Raw genomic sequence first — 17,142 nt, forward strand, 5'->3', positions numbered from 1 at the left:
CAGGTTGCGATCGATGCTCGTTCTGATCGATGGCGATTGCGGCGGGTTTGTCGCGTTGCGATCGCTGGTCGCTGGTGGTCGGTCGTCGCTCGCCGGTCTCCGGCTCGCCGCTCACGGCGATTGCCGATGCCAACTGTGGTTGCGGGCTCGGCATCGCAGGTCGCGCGTCGTGAAGGCACGTCCATTCGCCGTGCCGTTTTTCTGTTTTTTTTGTCGGCGTCGACGTTGGTTTTGGCTCGGGCTTCGGCGCACAGTCACCAAGTCACCAAGTCGGCCGCTTCGCCGGCGCATGGGCGGTTCCGCTCAATACGCGCGTTCGTGCCGTCCCTATCGATGAACGAGTGCATTCGATGAATCCACATGGGCGTTCCGCTTTCGATGGCAGCCTTCGCGCTGGCCGCGTCGATCACCTCCGACCCGACCCCGTCAATCGCGTCGCGCTGAGCGCGGGCGCGCGTTACGGCGTCGCGGCCAGTCTGCGCCACGTGGCGGGCGCGGCGCTCGGCTTCGTCGCGATCGGCCGCGGCATGCACGCGATGCTCGAACGAGGGCCGTTCGTCGCGGAGGCGATTCAGTGCGGCGTCGCGGCGTTTCTGCTGTATCTCGCGTATCGGCTCGCGATCGATGATGGGCGCATCGACGCCGGCGAAACAACGAGCGGCGCGGGCAGGCCTTTGGCCGAGCGCGGCGCGGCGATGCAGCGGCTCAACACGAAGGCGTGGCTCGCGTCCGTCGCGGGGATGGGGGGCTATTCGGCGGACGGCGACGCCGCGCTCGTCTGGCGCTTCGCGGCGATCTAACTGGCGATTTGTTCTCTGTCGGTGGCGAGCTGGGCGGGGCGGGGGCGTATTGGCTTGAGGTTTAGCGGCCGCGCGCATCGATTCCCAACCTGTGCCCGCCCCATAGATTTCGCTGTACATGCGTGGCGATGCGCGTAGCATAAGGCTGCATCGACAATGTACGTCCGATGTCGGCGTGGCCGTGCAATCTGAAATTCGCTGACAGGGCGGTGCTATGGAGCGGGCCCGTGGCAAGTACATTCGACGTGGGCGATCCGCGTCAGATCGGCCACATCACGTGTTTCCGGTCGTTCCTTCGGTCCTGCGCTTCTACTCAACTACGCTCACCGCTGCCCGCCCTGCGAAACCGGTGTCACACGATAGCGGCGACATATTTTCAGTTTCATGCCTGCGACATGCCGGTGACACCGGAGTGGCGATATGAAGAGATTTGACCTGTTGCGCTCGATCCGGGGCGACGGTGCCCGTTTTGTCGAGCGGTACCTGCCGGCCGACGCGTAAGTGGAACTGGAACGCCTGATCGACGAACGGCGCTATGAAGTCGACGCGAGTGCATTCCGGATGTTCGCATCGATTCGCGCAAGATTGAGCGAGGGCGGTGCGGAAGACGGAGAGACGGCCCGCGAAGCCGGCGAAATCATGGTGCTTCTGAGCACGGAAAGCGATTGACGGGCTCGATACAACCCTGCTGCGTCCTGGATGTGGTGCGATTCGGGCGTGACGAAGAAGGAGCGTTTATGCAATTCACGACCACGAGATTCCGTATCGATCCGACGCCGCGCCGCGCCGACGGCGAGTATATCGCTCATGCGCGCATCAGTGCGAATCGTGCGAACGGAGACGAATACGATGTTCATCTGAGCGGCGATCTTGCCGGCTTCGACCTGCGCGAGGATGCGGTCGGCTATGCGCAGCGCTGGGCGCAGCAATGGTTGCTTGCGCACTTCGGCTGACGATATGCGCGCCGGCGGACGGATGATGAGTGCAATGCGGCCGGGCTGAAGGGGCGGCAAGCCGAATAAAGGAGATGGCGCGCGACGCGAGGAGGATCAACCCCTGTTGTCGATCCATTCGCGGGCCCAGCGATCCGAATGGCGGAGCGCGGCCTCTTCACTGCCAAAGTACTCTAGCGAGTAGAACTCATAGGATGTCGCCCCGTTACTCACGTCGGATCGACGGAGCGTGAGATTGGACGAAAAGCATCCGTCAGGCAAGCGGTGAGCGGATGGCGAGATCGCGTAACCGCGGTAATGTTTGATGATTGAACTTCGCATAACAAATTGATGTGTTGGATAGCATGGTCGCGTGTAGTGCTGTTCCAGCATGCATGCTGGGTGCGCTCCCCTGAACCCGGCCGTCGCGGTGCCACGAATGGTGCCGGCATGCCCGATACGGAACGAAGGACGGAAGGATGGGGCGAGACAAATTGACAGGGCGCGCGGGACGTAGCGTCACGCTCGCTTTCGTGCATGTGACGGCGAATGCGCGTGTGCGAGTCGCTTGCATTCGATTGCCGGTGATCGGCGTCGTCGACGCCGTTACGCGCTACACATTGTCGCGGCCGCGCGGAAGCTCCGTGCGGCCGTCTGTTTGGACAGAAGCGTCATTGACGCCGTTATCAGCGTCGGTGAATTCGCGATCGCGATGCGCCGACCGCAGCGCGTTCGTCCTTGTGTCGATAATTGATGCGGCCTTTCGTCAAGTCGTAAAGTGACAACTCGAGTCTGACGCGGTCGCCCGCGAGAATGCGGATACGGTTCTTTCGCAGGCGCCCGGACGCGTAAGCGGCGACGACTACCCCATTGTCCAGTATCACACGATAACGGCTGTCGGGCAGGACCTCGTCGACGACGCCGTCCAGTTCCAGTAGATCTTCCTTTGCCAAATTGATGTCTCCAATAACTCACCGAATTCACTGGTGCGGCCGCGTTGCGGGCTGCCGGGTAACGGCAACGGGCAACGGGGATACGGGGATACGGGCTTGACGTTGAGACGGCGCGCAAACACGCGCGTCGCGCGGATGCGATGCTACGTGCCGGCTTCCGACGTCGACTGCTAGCGTTTCGTGGTCGGGGGCGCGTCCGTGCGCGACGTAACGGGTGTCGCCGCTTTCGGCGGCCCCCAATTGAGGGTGGCACCGAGCGCCGGTGTCGTCCTGGCTCGCTTCGCCGCCTTGGTGTTGCGCGAACGTTGCCGGCTCATGTCGCTCCAGTGTTTCGACCGCGGCATCACGATGAATCGGCAGGCATCGTGCACGATGCGATTGGCCTGCCCATCGGGCCTGAGCGCCGACAGGCGATGTCCGTCACGTGCGGCAATGGCTGATGAATCGCGGGAGGCCGCATGCGCAAAGGCCGGAGGCGTCCGACCGCACCGGCCAAGCCGGTCAAGGCCGTGCGCCGCGGGGAATGGTTTCCTGCACGGCAGGCAGGTACGTACCGATGCGAATCAGAGCGGCTTGATGTTGGATGCCTGCAGACCCTTCGGGCCCTGCTTCGTTTCGAAGCTCACGTGCTGGCCTTCGACGAGCGTGCGGAAGCCATCACCGCGAATTTCGGAGAAGTGGGCGAACAAGTCGTCCTTGCCGCTGTCGGGCGTAATAAAACCGAATCCCTTGCTGTCGTTGAACCACTTGACGATACCGGTATCCATGAAAATCCTTTGATGTAGACGAACGAAGACGCGCACCTCGACTTGGGCACGAAAAAGAATCAAGGAGGGAGAGGACAACGAATACCGCAGTGTGCGGTTAATGATGAGCAGCAATCGCGCTTCTTGAAGACTTCTGGGGCGGACTGTACGTGCTGTTGCTGATTCGGTCAAGCGATTTTACTGGCGAGACTCAGGCAGCGCAGCCTTGACCATCCGCCGACGAATTGAGGGGCGGTGCGCGAACGCTTATGCCGCATCGATTCGATGCGCGGTGCGCCCGGTTCCCGCGCTCGGCTCGCGATGCCGGGCGCTGACGGAGTCGACGGCCGAAATGAAATATAAATTGCAGGCTCGCTGTGCAATTGGCGTATCATGGTTCGCACGTCGGGCCGGAACACCGCGCTCCCCGACGACAGGCCATATCGATCGCTACGTTCTTCGTACGCCCGTTCCCGCCGTCGATCGTTCGACCTCCCTCCCATTCCGAACTGCCATGCGCATGGCGTGCAACGGCGGTCCGTCACCATCAGCGACAACATTCCGAAATGATCGTCAGGAGTCGGACATGAGCATGCACCTGTATCGCGGCTTCGAAATCTATCCATTGATCTACGCTCACACGCAAACGACGGACGGCGCGAGCCGCAATTACGACGACGGTTTCGACGCGGCCGTGAAGATCTGCCTGCGCGACACCGATACGGCATTGACGTGCAGCGATACGTACAAGCTGGACGAGAGCCCACCGTTTTCGACCGCCGGTGCCGCGCGACGCGCGTCGCTCGAATACGCCAAAGGCCTCATCGATCGGCACGGCGGCGAGAACTGGATGCTGCCGTAGCAGCTATCGATCGACAGCGCGCTTGCGTGATACGCGGCGCATCGATGATGAACGCGCCGCGCATATTCCTCCCGCGTGAGGAGCCGGGTCGAACATTTGATTTCGCGGGCGAAGCGCGTTGCGATACCGGGCGACGGTTCGCGCCGCAAGCCCCCCGCGCGACTTTCCACAAGGCAGATATGACCAAAATCGTTTTGAAGCTCAATGAACCCGTCGATGTCGCGCTTCGGCGGTTCCGCAGGGAAATCCAGAAAGCCGGACTGATTCAGGAGTTGCGCGCCCGTTGCTTCTACGAGAAGCCGACCGCCGAGCGCAAGCGGAAAATGGCAAGTGCTGTGTCCAGACAGCGCGCGCGAATCAAGCGGGAGACGCCTCGGCCGAAACTGTTCTAGCGGGGCGTTAGGGAGCGCCGGCAAATCGATCGTCGTACGTGCCGCCCGCTCACTCGATGCTGGATCGATTTCGCGTCGGCCACCAGACAGGGTCGTGCCGCGTTCGGGCTTCCACGTGTCCGGCTGTGAGTGCGGCAGCGGCGGTTTCACGCTGGATCGCGACGATGCTTGATGGCCGCTCAGCGGCAATCGGCAAGTTATTTCGTCTTCGCTGCGCGGTGCCATGACATTTCAATGGCAGGGCTCGGAAATCCTGAAATATCACTGAAAGCGCGTCTACTCGGTGAGCCCGAAAACGAACGTGATTGAGAAAGCGGCTTCCGTTCAAACACCACCGAACATCCCGCATCACCCCCGATACTGCCCCGGCATCGCCGCGACCACTTTCCAGAACGCCCGCTGAACATGCGCCTGATCGGCGAAGCCGGCATCGAGCGCGACGTCGGCGATCGGCCGGCCGAGCTTCAACCGCGCACCGCCGTATCGAATGCGCCGGTTCGCGAGAGACGCATGCGGATTCATCCCGTATCGCGCGTCGAACGCGCGGACCAGATATGACGGCGACAACCCGGCCGCCGCACAGATAGATGTCGTCGAGCGGCAGCGCGTGCGTGCGACGCCCGTCGACGCACGGCTCAGCCGCCCTCGGGCCGCCCACAGGCCGCCCGAGCGTCGCGGCGGCCCTTCGTCAGATCTGCTCCATCCCGAACGCCGCGAGCCTCGGCAGATCGAGCACGTCGATCTGGTTGTACGCGACACGCAGCGCGCCGAGCCGCTCGAGGTGCCGGAGCGCCTGATTGATCCGCTGCCGCGACACGCCGACGAGCATCCCGAGTTCCTCCTGCGAGATCGCGAGCGTCGCGCCGGTGTCCGGATACAAGTCGGGATTGAAGAGCTGCGCGAGCGATTGCGCGACGCGCGCGTTCACGTCGAGCAGCCGGCTGTTCTGGATCGACGCGATGAACTCGCCCATCCGGTTGTTCAACTGGCGGATCACGAAGCCCGTGAACGGCAGGCTGCTGTCGAGGAGCGCATGGAACGTCGCGGTCGGCACGAACAGCACGAGCGAGCGCTGGACCGCGATCACGTCGTACTTGCGCAGCTCGCGCTTGATCACGCTGCCTTCGCCGAACCAGCCGCCCGACGGCACGCCGGAGAACGTGCAGCCGCGCCCGGACGCGTTGTAGATCGCGAGCTTCACGAGCCCGCGATGCACGCCGATCCAGTATTCGGTGGGCGCCTGCCGGCGCGCGACCCACTCGCCCGCGTCGCGATGCTCGGCGTGCGACTGCGCGACGACGAGCGCCTGGTGCTCGGGCCCGAGCGCGTTGAACCAGCCGCAGTGGGAGAAGAGCGCGCGAAGATCGCCGGGCCCGGTCGCGCCGGCCGTATCGGCTGGCGGCGCGTCGAGCGGCGGCGCGCGGCGAATCGTTTGAGCGTCGGCTTGAACCTCGGCTCGAGCGTCGTCTTGCATCACACAGGGTTTGCGAGGATAGGGAATACGCGCGGTCGCCGGCGGGGAGTCTGTCGCTTGGGTGACAGACGGCTCACAATGGCCGCGAGTAGGCTTGTCCAATTGGACCACAAACCAACGATATCGAGGCGCGAGCCTTGCAGGAGACGACATCATGACGCAGAGGTTCGAGGAGGGACTCGGCAAGCGCGACGCCAATTACGTGCCGCTCACGCCGATCGATTTCATCGCGCGCGCGGCCGAGGTGTACGGCGCTCGCCTCGCCGTCGTGCACGGCGACGTGCGCCGCACATGGAGCGAAACCTACGCGCGCGCACGGCGGCTCGCGAGCGCGCTCGAGCGCGCGGGCGTCGGGCGGGGCGACACGGTCGCCGCGCTGCTGCCGAACATTCCGCAGATGATCGAGGCGCACTTCGGCGTGCCGATGGCAGGCGCCGTCCTCAACGCGCTGAACACGCGGCTCGATATCCCGTCGATGCTGTTCATGCTGCGCCACGGCGAGGCGAAGGTGCTGATCGTCGATACCGAGTACGCGGAGTTCGCGCACCGCGCGGCGCTCGAGGTGCCGGGGCTCGCGATTGTCAGCGTCGCCGACGCGATGCCCGCCGATCCGGCCCGTTTCCGTGGCGCGACCGACTACGAGGCGTTCCTCGCGGGCGGCGATCCCGCGTACGCATGGAAGCCGCCGTCCGACGAATGGGAGGCGATCGCGCTGAACTACACGTCGGGGACGACGGGCGATCCGAAGGGCGTCGTCTATCACCACCGAGGCGCGTACCTGGCCGCGATCAGCAACATCCTCGAATGGGACATGCCGAAGCACGCGGTCTACCTGTGGACGCTGCCGATGTTCCACTGCAACGGCTGGTGCTTTCCGTGGGCGGTCGCGGCGCGCGCGGGCGTGAACGTGTGCCTGCGCAAGTTCGACGCGAAGCTCGTGCTCGACCTGATCCGGCGCGAGCGCGTCACGCACTACAGCGGCGCGCCGATCGTGCAGGGCGCGATCGCGAACGCGCCCGCGCAATGGCGCGAGGGGATCGCGCACAAGGTGCATGCGTTCGTCGCGGGCGCGGCGCCCGCGCCCGCGGTGATCGCGAAGATGAAGGAGATCGGCTTCGATCTCACGCACGTCTACGGGCTCACCGAGGTGTACGGCCCGGCGACGGTCTGCGCGAAGCAGTCGCACTGGGAATCGCTGCCCGACGAGGAGCTCGCGCAGCTGAACGCGCGGCAGGGCGTGCGCTACCACCTGCAGGCGGGCGCGACGGTGCTCGATCCCGACACGATGGCGCCCGTGCCGGCGGACGGCGAGACGCTCGGCGAGATCATGTTCCGCGGCAACATCTGCATGAAGGGCTATCTGAAGAACCCGCACGCGACCGACGAGGCGTTCGCGGGCGGCTGGTTCCACACGGGCGACCTGGGCGTGCTCACGCCCGACGGCTACATCCGGATCAGGGACCGCCGCAAGGACATCATCATCTCGGGCGGCGAGAACATTTCGAGCATCGAGGTCGAGGACGCGCTGTACCGGCATCCGGCCGTCGCGGTCGCGGCGGTCGTCGCGCTGCCGGACCCGAAGTGGGGCGAGGTGCCGTGCGCGTTCGTCGAGCTGCGCGAAGGGATGAGCGCGACCGAGGAGGAGATCATCGCGCACTGCCGGCTGCTGCTCGCCGCGTTCAAGATCCCGAAGGCGGTGCGGTTCGGCGAGCTGCCGAAGACGTCGACCGGGAAGATCCAGAAGTTCCAGTTGCGCGCGCAGGTCGGCTCGAGCTCGGCGATCGATCTGGCGGGGAGCGCCGGCAAGAAGCCCTGACGCGCGGCGCGGCGACGCTCCCGGGCGCGCCGCTTACCCGACATTCATCGGCAACAACACCATCTGCCGCCCCTGCTGATGCAGCCGCGCCTGCAATTCGACGGGCGTCTGGTTGTGCAGCCACGCGGTCAGGAAATTCACGCGCCGGAAGATCAGCTTGCTCGCGAAGCAGACGCTGTTCGGAAACTCGTCCATCGTCTCGTCGGCGAGGCGCATGAATTCCACGATCGGATGCGTGCCGAACGCGATCCGGTAGTCGGCCGCGATCCCGTGGCGCCGGCAGTGCGCGACGTAGTAGTCGAGCGACGACGTGATCGCGTGCCGCAGCCGTTCCAGATGCTCCTCGCCGTCGTAGCTCTTCGCGTCGACTTCGCCGACCGCCAGAAAAATCACGTTGCGAAAGTGCCCGGGGAAGAGCCGGTTCACCCACAAGAGCGCGTGCATGCTCGCGCCGCGATGCTTGCCGACGAGCAGCACCGCGGTCGGCTGCGCCGGATCGGGCTTGCCGGGCGCGGCGCCCTCGTCGACGGCGGGCGGCTCGCCGGCGAACAGCGCGTCTTCTTTCGCGAGCTGCGCGCGCGTGTCCGAGTAGTGGCGGTGGATCAGCAGGCACGCGGCGATCACCGCGCTCGTCACGAGCACCGTCAGCCAGCCGCCCGCCGTGAACTTCTCGACAAGCGTGATCACGAGCACGACGCTCGTCACCGACAGCCCGAGCGCCGACAGCGCGAAATGCCTGAGCCAGCCGGCGTCGTCGCGGCGGCGCCGCCACCAGTACGTGCAGAGGCCGAGCAGTGACATGCTGAACGTCAGGAACACGTTGATGCTGTACAGCACGACGAGCACGTCGACGTTGCCGTGCGTCCAGAGCAGGATCAGAAAGCTCGCGACGCCCATCACGACGATCCCGTTCTGCCGCACGAGCCGCGTCGACAGATCGCGGAAATGGCGCGGCACCCACGAATCGGAGGCCATGTTCGACAGCACGGCCGGCCCGTCGAGAAAGCCCGTCTGCGCGCCGACCAGCAAGAGCCCCGCCTCGAATGCGAGCACGGCGGCCAGCAGCGCGTGGCGCGCGAACGACGAGCCGAGCCCGAGGTGGTCGATCACGCTGCCGAACACGACCGCGTTGAGCGTCTGCCCCTCGACGGGCTTCGCGTGCCACAGCATGTAGAGCAGAATGATGCCGCCGGCGGTGAACGCGAGCGACGTCGCCATGTAGAACATCGTCACCTTGCCGCTCGGCACGCGCGGCTCGGCGAGCATGTTGACGTTGTTCGACACCGCTTCGAGGCCCGTGTACGTGCCGCCGCCGAGCGAGAACGCGCGCATCAGCAGCGCGATCATCACGAGCGGGCCGAGCGTGTGCGACATCCCGCGCGCCTCGCCGAACGCGTCGGGCACGACGTTCGCGAGGTTGCTGCCGTGCGCCGCGACGCCGTAGACGATGAGGCCGAAGTGCAGCACGACGAAGCCGACGAAAATCGGCAGCAGCACCATGATCGATTCCTTCATCCCGCGGAAGTTCAGGCCCGTCATCAGCACGATCAGCGTGAGCTCGGTCGTGAGCTTGAACGCCTGCGCGCCGACGGGCAGCAGGCTGAAGAATGCGTCGACGCCGCTCGCGAGCGACGTCGCGACGGTCAGCACGTAGTCGACGAGGAGCGCCGCGCCGGACACGAGCCCGGGCTTCGGCCCGAGCAGCGCGGTCGACACGCGGTAGCCGCCGCCGCCCGTCGGGAACAGCTCGATCACCTGGTTGTAGCCGAGCGCGATGATGAACACGGTCGCGGCGGTCGCGAGCGCGAGAAAGAGCGCGAGCGGCGTGTGCTGGCCGAGCGCGAGGAACGCCTCTTCCGGGCCGTAGCACGACGACGACAGGCCGTCCGCGCCGAGCCCGACCCACGCGAGAATCGGCGTGACCGCGATCGCGTGCCGCGTGCGCGGGTCGAGCGGATCGAGCGGCTTGCCGAACAGGAATTGCCACATCTTGTCGAGCGAGGTCATCGGTTCCCTCCGGTGCGATCGCATCTGGCCGTGCATCCATGCCGCGAGCACAAGGTAAGGGAGCCGCGCGCCGTCTGTCAGTCGGCGTTATCCATGAGACGGATGCGCGAGCTTTCGGATGCCTGACGATGCGCCCGAAAGCTTACGAACGGCGTACGCGCTCAATGCGCGGCGACGCGGGCCGATGCCGCGCGCGTTTCGTCTCGCGCATGCGCGCGTTCTTCCGCCGCGAGCTTGAACACGCTGACCGCATGCGCGAGCTGCGCGGCCTCGTCGCGCAGCGCGGCGGCCGCGCGCTCGGCGTCGGCGATCAGCGTCGCGTTCTGCTGCGTCGCCGCGCCGATCTGCGTGACCGCGAGATTCACCTGCTCGATGCCGCTCGACTGCTCGCGCGACGCCGCGCTGATCTCGGCGATGATCGCGCGCACCTGGTCGACGCGCGCGACGATGTCCTGCATCGCCGCGCGGGCGTCCTCGGCGATCCGGAAGCCGTGCTCGACCGTCGTCGCCGATTCGCCGACGAGCGCGTCGATCTCCTTCGCCGCCGCGGCGCTGCGCTGCGCGAGCGCGCGCACCTCGGAGGCGACGACCGCGAAGCCCTTGCCGTGCTCGCCCGCTCGCGCCGCCTCGACGGCCGCGTTCAGCGCGAGGATGTTGGTCTGGAACGCGATTGCCTCGATCACGCTGGTGATCTCGGCGATCTTGCGCGCGACGCCCTGGATGTCGCCCATCGTCGCGACGACGCGCTGCACGGCCGCGCCGCCCGTCGTCGCGGCGGACGACGCGCCCGTCGCGAGCGCGTTCGCCTGCGCCGCGTGGTCGGCGTTCTGCTGGACGGCCGCGGTGATCTGCTCCATGCTCGCCGCGGTCTGCTCGACGCTGCTCGCCTGCGTCGCGATTCGCGCGGCCATGTCGCTGCTGCCCGCCGCGATCGTCACTGTGCCGTGCGCGATGTCGGCCGCGCCTCGGCGCACCTGCGCGACGATCCGCGCGAGGCCGTCGCCGATGCCGTCGACCGCGCGCACGAGCCGGCCGATCTCGTCGCCGCGCCCGCTCGCGTGCGGATCGGCCGCGCCGTCGTGAACGCCGCGCGCGGCGATCCGCACGCTGAGATCGCCCGCCGCGAAGCGCTCGGATGCGTGCGCGGCCGCGTCGAGCGGCCGGCTGACGACGCGCTTGACGACCGCGACGAAGAGCGCCGCGAACGCGAGCACGAATGCGCAGCCGATCGCCGCGAAGCGGTTGCGGGTCGCGCGCATGCCGGCCATCACTTCGTCGTCGATCGCGATGCCGCCGACGAGCCATTGCCACTGCGGGACCGTGACGAACGACACGAATTTCGCGCGCGGGCCGCTGTCGGACGCGGCCGTGTCAGTCGACGTGTAGGACAACTGGCCTTCCTTCGCGGCGAGCATCTGCGCGTACGGCTCGGCTGCGTCGTCGGCGCGCTGGCCCGCGCGCTGCGGATGGACGATCAGGTTGCCGCGCGTCGGGCCGTTCGATGCGTCGAGCACGAAATAGTAACCGTGCTCGCCGATCTTCAACTGGCGGATGCCGTTCTCGACGAGCCGCATTTCCGCGCCGACGTCGATGCCGACGAACAGCGCGCCGACGATCGCGCCGCTCGCGTCCGCGATGGGCTTGTATTGGGTGATGTAACGTTTGCCGAACAGCGTCGCGAGACCGGTATACGTGTTGCCGGCGACGAGCGGCGCGTACGCGGGGCCCTTGCGGTCGAGCAGCGTGCCGATCGCGCGGCTGCCGTCCTGCTTTTTCAGCGACGTCGTCACGCGGACGAAGTCGTCGCCCTTTCGCGCGAAGATCGTCGCGATCGCGCCGCTCTTCAGCAGGAACTGGTCGGGGATCGAGAAATCGAGGTTCAGCGTCTGGCCGCCCGCGGTGAGCGCGGGCGTCGCGACGCCCGCGACGTCGACGGTCCGCGCGGGATCGAGCGCGTAGCCGGGCGGCAAGAAGCTCCCGAGGAGCGTCATCGCGCGGCTCGCCTCGGCGGTGAGCGCTTCGTCGAAGAGCGCGATCATCGCGGCGATCGAACGGTCCTTCTCGTCGATGCGCGTGTGAACCTGGCCGGCGATCTGGCCGGCGGCGGCGTGGGTCAGCGCCCAGACGAACGCGGCGAAGAGAAGCGCGAAGAGCGCGCTCGACAGCGCAGCGAGGCGTGCGCCGACGCTCGCGCGCCGCAAGAATGGCACGTTCATGAATGACTCCGAGTGCGGTGGCGGGGACGTTGGCGGAACGCACGCGTCACCGCTCTCTGATGGCGTGGTTGTCGGCAGGCGCGGGGGATTCTTTAGGATTTTGTAAGGGGTTGATCCGGGTAGGGCGGCGAGGCTTCACGCAACGGCGAGCGGCGGGTTCAGGGCAGCGGCGCGCTCGGGGCGCAGGCGGCGCTCGGGATGAGCAACCGCGACACGCGGGCGGACCGGGAGCCGGCGATACGGAAGGCCTGAGCCGCTTTTTCAGGTCGAACTTCCGGCCGAACTTCAATGATCCATTGGCTTTTCGCCGGAACAATCGAGTCCATTTGGCTGAAGCGGGTCTGTCGCGGGGCCGCGCGGTTCGATCCGGCAGTCGCGGAGGGCAATCGGGCGGGATCGGGGGGAATCTTGCGCGAATGGCCTGCCGGCCGATTGCGGTGCCGTCGGCCGCGAGCCGCCACAGAGATCGAACGGCGGATTTCGCGTATCCGTTGTGGCGGAGAAGGGGGCGCGAAAAGCGTCGGGGCGTTGAACAGGTCGCCGGCGTATCGCGTATTTTCGCTCGTGGTTTCCCCGCTTCAACGCCATGCGTTACGTAACATTTTTGAATCGTTTTGACGCCGTTCGCGCGTTTGGACCGACGCGGCGCGGAGCGGGGGGCCGCGGGCACCATGGGACATGCTGCCTCGGACGGCCTGTCGACGGCCCTGACGGCTCATCTCCGTCCTTCCGTCGCGTGCGCCGCACTTGACGTTGTCGACGCTGGCACGGTTTCTGCGTCGCATCGAATACGAGGGCCGCGCCGGCCGAACGGCGCGGATTCAGGCAAACTGGTCGGGCGCATCCGCAAGATCCGCTCGTCCCCAAGCAGCACGGTGCAATACATGGACACGCTCCCGAACCAGTCCGACGCGCAATTCCAGGCCTTCCTGGCGAAGCTGCTCGAGCAGCCGCAGCCCGCCGTCTGGACCGAAAAGCAGCAGATCGAGCTCGACATGGCGCGCGAGCTATCCACCGAGATGCTGCAACTCGCGGAACGCATGCAGGCGACCGACAAGACGGATCTCGAAAGCTGCCTCGTGCTGCTCAGGCACGCGAAGGTGCTCGACTTCATCCTGTCGTCGCTCGCCGCGCGCCGCGACATCCATCCGCGGACGCTGCGCACGATCTTCAAGCTCGCGAAGCTCAAGGTTCACGATTCGTATCCGGAGTGAGCGGAGCTCGATCGAACGACGCGAGCGGGCATTCGCCGCCGGCAGTGCGCGGCGGCCTTGATGCGGCAGCCTTCGTCGCGAACGCGCAGCGCACGGCTGCCGCAACCGCACGCCGGTTTCGCGCGATGGGCGCGATGGGCGCGATGGGCGTGCGCGCTCAGCGCGTGACGAAAGGCGGCGCGACATCCGGCTTCGCGCGCGCGAACTTGCGTTCGCGCAGCAGTCCGACCCGGCCGTTCTCGCGCGCGGTCTCGTTGCCCGCATCGTCGAGCAGCACGAGATCGCCTCGCATCACGTTGAACGTGACGACCGCGCCCGTCTCCGATGCGATCGCCTCCGGCGTGTGGTGCGAGCCCGCCGGCTCGAGCACCGTGCTTCCCGGCCGCGCGATCCAGTCGTATTCGCGATAGCGCCACTCGCCCTGCAGCGTGTAGACGAACACCGCGCCGTCGTGTCGATGGCGCGGCAGCGCGAGCCCGACCGGCATCCTCAGCAGCACGGTCATCTCGTCTTCGGCGACGTTGATGTGCAGGTACTTGATCGCGAGCCCGGGCAGGCTCGCGTCCATCGGCAGCCACGGACGTTCGTCGTCCTGCAGGCACGAGATCGGCGGCAGCGGCGCGGCGGGGGCGGTCGGCAACGGTGAATTCATGGCTTGGCGCGGCGCCGCATCGGCGCGGAAGTATGCGGGAAAGCGCGATTATCGCAGAGCGGGCGGCGGTGGACGTCGGCATCGTCGGCGCGGCGCCACGCATGCCCGTAACGGTTTTCGCGCTTTCCCCGCGACGGCGTTCGCCGGCTTGTCATCGAGCGGGCGCGTGGCGTTGCGCACCGCGCCCGGCTGAGGCCGCGGGTCGATTGAAGCTTGATTGACCGGCAATGGCGGGCGTCAGGCACGCAGTCAACGCGTCGTTGCGGTTTGAATGTGCTGCGGCGGCGGGCCGTAGCGACGGTGCTCCTTCGCTTTTCATTCGCATGAGTGGGTAAAAGCCGGGTTGACGCGAACGGACGTCGACACGGGCAGCCTCGCGTTCGACGGCGGCGCGGAGAAATACAACGAGATATCGCAGGCGTGGACGGTTCCGTATCGTCTCGACGGGCGGCAATACATCGCGTGGGTCGATGGGCGGCGGCGGCATGGAAATCAGCGGCCCCATGGACTCACCCTCCAACGGTTCGATCGTCGTCGCGCTCACGCCTTCGCCCGCGCCGCCGCATGCGCGATTTCCAGGCAATCCTGAAACAGCAGCGCCGCGCGCGAAGGCCGCGGCGAGCGCCGCAGCAGGCTCACGAACCGGCACGAGTAATGGAACCGCTGCGGCGCGACGGGCCGCATCAGCCCCTTCGCCTCGAAGCTCTGCGCATAGTGATCGGGCAGGAAGCCGAGATACCGCCCCGACAGGATCAGCGTCGCGATCGACTCCTGGTCCGACGCCGTCGCGCTGCGCGTGAGCTTCGCGCGGTGGCTCAGCTCCATGTTCGGCGAGTGGTAGCCGAGGCCGGCGAACGCGTAGCCGCGCACCTGGCGCCACGTGAGCTTCGCGTGCGGCGCGTCGAAGAGCGGATGGCTCGCGCCGCAGTACAGCAGCATCCGCTCGTCGAACAAGTCCGTGTAGACGAGGCTGCCCGAGCTGCGGTGCGCGGGGATGATCCCGACCTGATAGCTGCCGTCGATGATCCCGCGCTCGACCTCGTTGATCGACGCGACGTGCAGGTTCAGCGCGACGTCCGGCGCCTCGTCGTGAAAGCGCCCGATCGCGTCGCCGAGCCGCGCCTTCGGGTTCGTCGCGGTCTTGTCGAACACGGCGATGTGCAGCTCGCCGCCCATCCGGTCGTGAATCCCGTCGACGCGGCTCCTGAACGCCTCGACCGACGCCAGCAGCCGCAGCGTTTCCTCGTAGACGGTCTGGCCCTCGGGCGTCAGCGTGAAGCCGGCGCGGCCGCGCCGGCACAGCACGAGGCCGAGGCGCGTTTCGAGATCCTTCACGTGCCGGCTGATCGTCGAGATCCCGATGTTCAGCTCCAGCTCGGCCGCCGCCATGCCGCCGCACTGGACGACGCTCCTGAACACGCGCAGCAGGCGCAAGTCCATGTCGGTCAGCTGGCCGAGGAGCGCGCGGCTCTTCGGTTTTCTTGCTTGCATAAATGCTCAAGTAAACATTGATATTGCGATATTCAAAAGACTATTCGTCGACTCGACAATGCGCAACATCTTCATTCATCCGCGCCGCGCCGCCGACCGACATGAACGCTCTGACCGAACCCACGACCCCCGACACGCCGCTGCGCACCGATGCGCAGTGGCTCGACGCCCACTGGATGCCGTTTACCGCGAACCGCCAGTTCAAGCAGGACCCGCGGATCATCGTCGAAGGCAAGGGCGCGTACTACACGGCGGCCGACGGCCGCAGGATTTTCGACGGACTGTCCGGCCTCTGGTGCTGCGGGCTCGGCCACGGCCGCACCGAGATCTCGGACGCGGTCGCGCGCCAGGTCGCGCGGCTCGACTACTCGCCCGCGTTCCAGTTCGGCCATCCGCAGTCGTTCGAGCTCGCGAACAAGATCAAGGCGCTCACGCCGGCCGGCCTCGACTACGTGTTCTTCACGGGCTCGGGCTCGGAGGCGGCCGACACGTCGCTCAAGATGGCGCGCGCGTACTGGCGCGCGAAGGGCAAAGGCACGAAGACGCGCCTGATCGGCCGCGAGAAGGGGTATCACGGCGTGAACTTCGGCGGCATCTCGGTCGGCGGGATCGGGCCGAACCGCAAGCTGTTCGGCCAGGGCCTCGATGCGGACTTCCTGCCGCACACGCAATTGCCGGAAAACAGGTTCTCGCGCGGGCTGCCCGAGCACGGCGCCGAGCTCGCCGAGCGCCTGCTCGACCTGATCGCGCTGCACGACGCGTCGAACATCGCCGCGGTGATCGTCGAGCCGTTCTCCGGCTCGGCGGGCGTCGTCGTGCCGCCGAAGGGCTATCTGCGGCGGCTGCGCGAGATCTGCACCGCGCACGACATCCTGCTGATCTTCGACGAAGTCATCACGGGCTTCGGCCGCGCGGGCGCGATGACGGGCGCCGATGCGTTCGGCGTCGTGCCGGACATCATGAACGTGGCGAAGCAGGTGACGAACGGCGCGCAGCCGCTCGGCGCGGTGATCGCGAACCAGGACATCTACGACACGTTCATGGCGGCGGGCGGCCCCGACTACATGCTCGAGTTTCCGCACGGCTACACGTATTCCGCGCATCCCGTCGCATGCGCGGCGGGCGTCGCGGCGCTCGATCTGCTCGAGAAGGAAGACGCGATCGGCCGCGTGCGCGCGCTCGCGCCGCATTTCGAGGCGGCCGTGCATGGCCTGAAGGGCGTGCGTCACGTGGCCGACATCCGCAACTGCGGGCTCGCCGCGGGCCTGACGATCGAGCACGCGCCGGGCGAGCCTGCGCGGCGTCCGTACGAGATCGCGATGCATTGCTGGAAGAACGGTTTCTACGTGCGCTACGGCGGCGACACGATCCAGCTCGCGCCGCCGTTCATCGCCGAGAGGCACGAGATCGACAGCCTCGTCGGCGCGCTGAACGACGCGCTGCTCGCCACCGCGTGACGACGCGGGGCCGCCGCGCGCGCGTCGGGCGGCGGCCGAAACAGCGTTCGCCGCGCCGGGGCGGCGCGACGGCAGGTCGCCGCCGAAGCGGTTCGGCCGCAGCGCGATGCGCTCCGGCTTGCGCGGCGGC

At 66.9% G+C, this 17,142-nt stretch carries 16 protein-coding genes and 1 pseudogene; 8 read left to right on the forward strand and 9 right to left on the reverse strand.

Annotation, left to right across the window (positions count from 1 at the left end; all coding sequences use genetic code 11):
- The first annotated feature begins 350 nt into the window (after positions 1-350).
- The 3 genes from X946_RS12110 to X946_RS12120 all read left to right on the forward strand — a co-directional run bounded on the left by X946_RS12110 (position 351) and on the right by X946_RS12120 (position 1,753).
- A complete protein-coding gene (locus tag X946_RS12110; RefSeq protein WP_235364019.1) occupies positions 351-800 on the forward strand; it encodes a LysE family transporter in 450 nt (149 codons plus the stop codon).
- Positions 801-1,301: 501 nt separating this feature from the next.
- A complete protein-coding gene (locus X946_RS12115; protein ID WP_235364020.1) occupies positions 1,302-1,469 on the forward strand; it encodes a hypothetical protein in 168 nt (55 codons plus the stop codon).
- Positions 1,470-1,537: 68 nt separating this feature from the next.
- Positions 1,538-1,753, forward strand: a complete 216-nt coding sequence (locus X946_RS12120) for a hypothetical protein (RefSeq protein WP_038747684.1) — start codon at positions 1,538-1,540, stop codon at positions 1,751-1,753.
- A 96-nt stretch (positions 1,754-1,849) separates the two neighbouring features.
- Here the strand turns inward: X946_RS12120 and X946_RS36175 are convergent, their stop codons facing one another.
- From X946_RS36175 to X946_RS12135, 3 genes are all read right to left on the reverse strand, one after another.
- Positions 1,850-2,074, reverse strand: a complete 225-nt coding sequence (locus X946_RS36175; RefSeq protein WP_038747687.1) for a hypothetical protein — start codon at positions 2,072-2,074, stop codon at positions 1,850-1,852.
- Positions 2,075-2,418: 344 nt separating this feature from the next.
- Positions 2,419-2,685: a translation initiation factor IF-1 gene (gene infA, locus X946_RS12130; RefSeq protein WP_038747689.1), complete on the reverse strand. Its 267-nt coding sequence runs from the start codon at positions 2,683-2,685 to the stop codon at positions 2,419-2,421.
- A gap of 563 nt (positions 2,686-3,248) precedes the next feature.
- Positions 3,249-3,452: a cold-shock protein gene (locus X946_RS12135; protein ID WP_038747692.1), complete on the reverse strand. Its 204-nt coding sequence runs from the start codon at positions 3,450-3,452 to the stop codon at positions 3,249-3,251.
- A 565-nt stretch (positions 3,453-4,017) separates the two neighbouring features.
- On the opposite strand from X946_RS12135, the gene X946_RS12140 reads away from it, so the two are divergent.
- Positions 4,018-4,293 (forward strand): hypothetical protein, encoded by a 276-nt coding sequence (locus X946_RS12140; RefSeq protein WP_038747694.1) that lies wholly within the window; start codon positions 4,018-4,020, stop codon positions 4,291-4,293.
- A gap of 179 nt (positions 4,294-4,472) precedes the next feature.
- Positions 4,473-4,685 carry a 30S ribosomal protein S21 gene (rpsU, locus tag X946_RS12145; RefSeq protein WP_038747769.1) on the forward strand — a complete coding sequence of 71 codons (213 nt, stop codon included), beginning with the start codon at positions 4,473-4,475 and terminating at the stop codon, positions 4,683-4,685.
- 348 nt (positions 4,686-5,033) lie between these two features.
- Here the strand turns inward: rpsU and X946_RS36180 are convergent.
- Positions 5,034-5,327: pseudogene (locus tag X946_RS36180) on the reverse strand (helix-turn-helix domain-containing protein); the annotation flags it as partial.
- 46 nt (positions 5,328-5,373) lie between these two features.
- Entirely contained in the window at positions 5,374-6,159 is a 786-nt protein-coding gene (locus X946_RS12155) for a Crp/Fnr family transcriptional regulator (RefSeq protein WP_052145068.1), read from the reverse strand.
- A 154-nt stretch (positions 6,160-6,313) separates the two neighbouring features.
- On the opposite strand from X946_RS12155, the gene X946_RS12160 reads away from it, so the two are divergent.
- Positions 6,314-7,975 carry an acyl-CoA synthetase gene (locus X946_RS12160; protein ID WP_038747697.1) on the forward strand — a complete coding sequence of 554 codons (1,662 nt, stop codon included), beginning with the start codon at positions 6,314-6,316 and terminating at the stop codon, positions 7,973-7,975.
- A gap of 33 nt (positions 7,976-8,008) precedes the next feature.
- Here X946_RS12160 and X946_RS12165 read toward each other — a convergent pair whose 3' ends face one another.
- Both X946_RS12165 and X946_RS12170 read right to left on the reverse strand, forming a co-directional pair.
- Positions 8,009-9,982, reverse strand: coding sequence for an APC family permease (locus X946_RS12165; protein WP_038747700.1), 1,974 nt, complete (start codon positions 9,980-9,982; stop codon positions 8,009-8,011).
- Between the two features lie 161 nt (positions 9,983-10,143).
- Positions 10,144-12,198, reverse strand: coding sequence for a methyl-accepting chemotaxis protein (locus X946_RS12170; RefSeq protein WP_052145069.1), 2,055 nt, complete (start codon positions 12,196-12,198; stop codon positions 10,144-10,146).
- A gap of 884 nt (positions 12,199-13,082) precedes the next feature.
- On the opposite strand from X946_RS12170, the gene X946_RS12175 reads away from it, so the two are divergent.
- Positions 13,083-13,412 carry a hypothetical protein gene (locus tag X946_RS12175; protein WP_038747703.1) on the forward strand — a complete coding sequence of 110 codons (330 nt, stop codon included), beginning with the start codon at positions 13,083-13,085 and terminating at the stop codon, positions 13,410-13,412.
- 157 nt (positions 13,413-13,569) lie between these two features.
- On the opposite strand, the gene X946_RS12180 is transcribed toward X946_RS12175, so the two are convergent.
- Both X946_RS12180 and X946_RS12185 read right to left on the reverse strand, forming a co-directional pair.
- Positions 13,570-14,064, reverse strand: a complete 495-nt coding sequence (locus tag X946_RS12180; protein ID WP_038747704.1) for a 2,4'-dihydroxyacetophenone dioxygenase family protein — start codon at positions 14,062-14,064, stop codon at positions 13,570-13,572.
- Between the two features lie 540 nt (positions 14,065-14,604).
- Positions 14,605-15,555 (reverse strand): LysR family transcriptional regulator, encoded by a 951-nt coding sequence (locus X946_RS12185; protein ID WP_038747707.1) that lies wholly within the window; start codon positions 15,553-15,555, stop codon positions 14,605-14,607.
- A gap of 101 nt (positions 15,556-15,656) precedes the next feature.
- Between X946_RS12185 and X946_RS12190 the strand changes: the two genes are divergently transcribed.
- The gene (locus X946_RS12190) at positions 15,657-17,012 is read left to right on the forward strand and encodes an aspartate aminotransferase family protein (protein WP_038747710.1); all 1,356 of its coding nucleotides are present in this window, start codon (positions 15,657-15,659) and stop codon (positions 17,010-17,012) included.
- Positions 17,013-17,142: the final 130 nt, after the last annotated feature.

The sequence above is a fragment of the Burkholderia sp. ABCPW 111 genome, from assembly GCF_000773065.1.
Lineage (GTDB): Bacteria > Pseudomonadota > Gammaproteobacteria > Burkholderiales > Burkholderiaceae > Burkholderia > Burkholderia savannae.

Excerpts from the sequence above, each read along its gene's own strand:
- X946_RS12110 (WP_235364019.1), top strand. The coding sequence starts at position 351 with ATGAATCCACATGGGCGTTCCGCTTTCGATGGCAGCCTTCGCGCTGGC.
- X946_RS12120 (WP_038747684.1), top strand. The coding sequence starts at position 1,538 with ATGCAATTCACGACCACGAGATTCCGTATCGATCCGACGCCGCGCCGC.
- X946_RS36175 (WP_038747687.1), bottom strand. The coding sequence starts at position 2,074 with ATGCGAAGTTCAATCATCAAACATTACCGCGGTTACGCGATCTCGCCA.
- X946_RS12135 (WP_038747692.1), bottom strand. The coding sequence starts at position 3,452 with ATGGATACCGGTATCGTCAAGTGGTTCAACGACAGCAAGGGATTCGGT.
- X946_RS12140 (WP_038747694.1), top strand. The coding sequence starts at position 4,018 with ATGAGCATGCACCTGTATCGCGGCTTCGAAATCTATCCATTGATCTAC.
- rpsU (WP_038747769.1), top strand. The coding sequence starts at position 4,473 with ATGACCAAAATCGTTTTGAAGCTCAATGAACCCGTCGATGTCGCGCTT.
- X946_RS12155 (WP_052145068.1), bottom strand. The coding sequence starts at position 6,159 with ATGCAAGACGACGCTCGAGCCGAGGTTCAAGCCGACGCTCAAACGATT.
- X946_RS12160 (WP_038747697.1), top strand. The coding sequence starts at position 6,314 with ATGACGCAGAGGTTCGAGGAGGGACTCGGCAAGCGCGACGCCAATTAC.
- X946_RS12165 (WP_038747700.1), bottom strand. The coding sequence starts at position 9,982 with ATGACCTCGCTCGACAAGATGTGGCAATTCCTGTTCGGCAAGCCGCTC.
- X946_RS12170 (WP_052145069.1), bottom strand. The coding sequence starts at position 12,198 with ATGAACGTGCCATTCTTGCGGCGCGCGAGCGTCGGCGCACGCCTCGCT.
- X946_RS12175 (WP_038747703.1), top strand. The coding sequence starts at position 13,083 with ATGGACACGCTCCCGAACCAGTCCGACGCGCAATTCCAGGCCTTCCTG.
- X946_RS12180 (WP_038747704.1), bottom strand. The coding sequence starts at position 14,064 with ATGAATTCACCGTTGCCGACCGCCCCCGCCGCGCCGCTGCCGCCGATC.
- X946_RS12185 (WP_038747707.1), bottom strand. The coding sequence starts at position 15,555 with ATGCAAGCAAGAAAACCGAAGAGCCGCGCGCTCCTCGGCCAGCTGACC.
- X946_RS12190 (WP_038747710.1), top strand. The coding sequence starts at position 15,657 with ATGAACGCTCTGACCGAACCCACGACCCCCGACACGCCGCTGCGCACC.